This window comes from Porphyromonas sp. CAG:1061 (assembly GCF_000435035.1).
GTDB classification, from domain to species: domain Bacteria; phylum Bacteroidota; class Bacteroidia; order Bacteroidales; family Porphyromonadaceae; genus Porphyromonas_A; species Porphyromonas_A somerae.
Genome location: NZ_HF988924.1, coordinates 23,382 through 24,343 on the forward strand (window position 1 = coordinate 23,382; position 962 = coordinate 24,343).

General features: G+C 46.0%; 1 protein-coding gene. It reads right to left on the reverse strand.

Annotation, left to right across the window (positions count from 1 at the left end):
• Positions 1-412: 412 nt before the first annotated feature.
• Positions 413-886, reverse strand: coding sequence for a low molecular weight protein-tyrosine-phosphatase (locus QVO39_RS06065; protein WP_021903443.1), 474 nt, complete (start codon positions 884-886; stop codon positions 413-415).
• Between the last annotated feature and the right edge of the window lie 76 nt (positions 887-962).

Consider the following 962-nt stretch of genomic DNA (forward strand, 5'->3'; position numbering starts at 1 on the left):
TGCTCTTCTTCTACCATATCTACAGATGACGCACAATAAATGATACACAAGATGATACCCTCGAGACTGATGACCTCTCAAGGAAAAACGTTATTAAGCCTTATGCGTCAACACCACAAATATACCACTTTTCTCAAAACCTACGAAGCACCCTTTTTCAGCAGCAAGGATCGCGCACTAGAAGATTTCGACAATAATAGGCACTAGATTTGATTGGACTTATGACCTTTAAGGACATAGGAAGTAGTGCCACACGGGCTAAAACTTAGTGGCAGTCAAAGGAATTGTCGAGTTACAAACTAAGCCAACACTGAGTTACAAACAGAGCCAACGCTGACTTACAAACTAAACAAATGCTGAGTTACAAACTCGCCACACGCCCAACTCTAAATGAGCCCATTCATAGTCCCCACTAAACAGAGCTTACCGCCCTTAAAAACCGCTCTACAGAAGCCTCCAAAAGATCCAAGACCAATTCAAAGCCATCCTTACCGCCGTAGTAAGGATCAGGGACATAGTCTAGTTGCTCCCCCTCGGGAAAGTAATCCCGCATCTTTACGATCTTTCGGGAGGTCTCGAGCGTTGGGGCACGATGATAAAGCTCCGAGGCATTGGAATCGTCCATCGCCACGATATAATCATAGGTAAAGAAGTCCTCCAGCTCCACCTCACGGCTTCGGCTAGTGAGGTCATACCCTCTTGCTTGTGCCGTCTCACGCATCCGAGGATCGGGTAGCTCCCCTGCATGGTAGCTGTGAAGCCCTGCCGAGTCGATCTCAAACAAATCCTGCCACCCCTTCTCCTCAATAATATGCTTCGCCACCCCCTCAGCCGAAGGGCTACGACAGATATTTCCCAAACAAACGAATAGTATCTTTACCTTCATATAAATTCTTCATGTTATTTTCCACGCAAATATAGTGATATTAAGAGACTGTTGCACGAAGGCGATCTGCTACGTT

Excerpts from the sequence above, each read along its gene's own strand:
- QVO39_RS06065 (WP_021903443.1), bottom strand. The coding sequence starts at position 886 with ATGAAGGTAAAGATACTATTCGTTTGTTTGGGAAATATCTGTCGTAGC.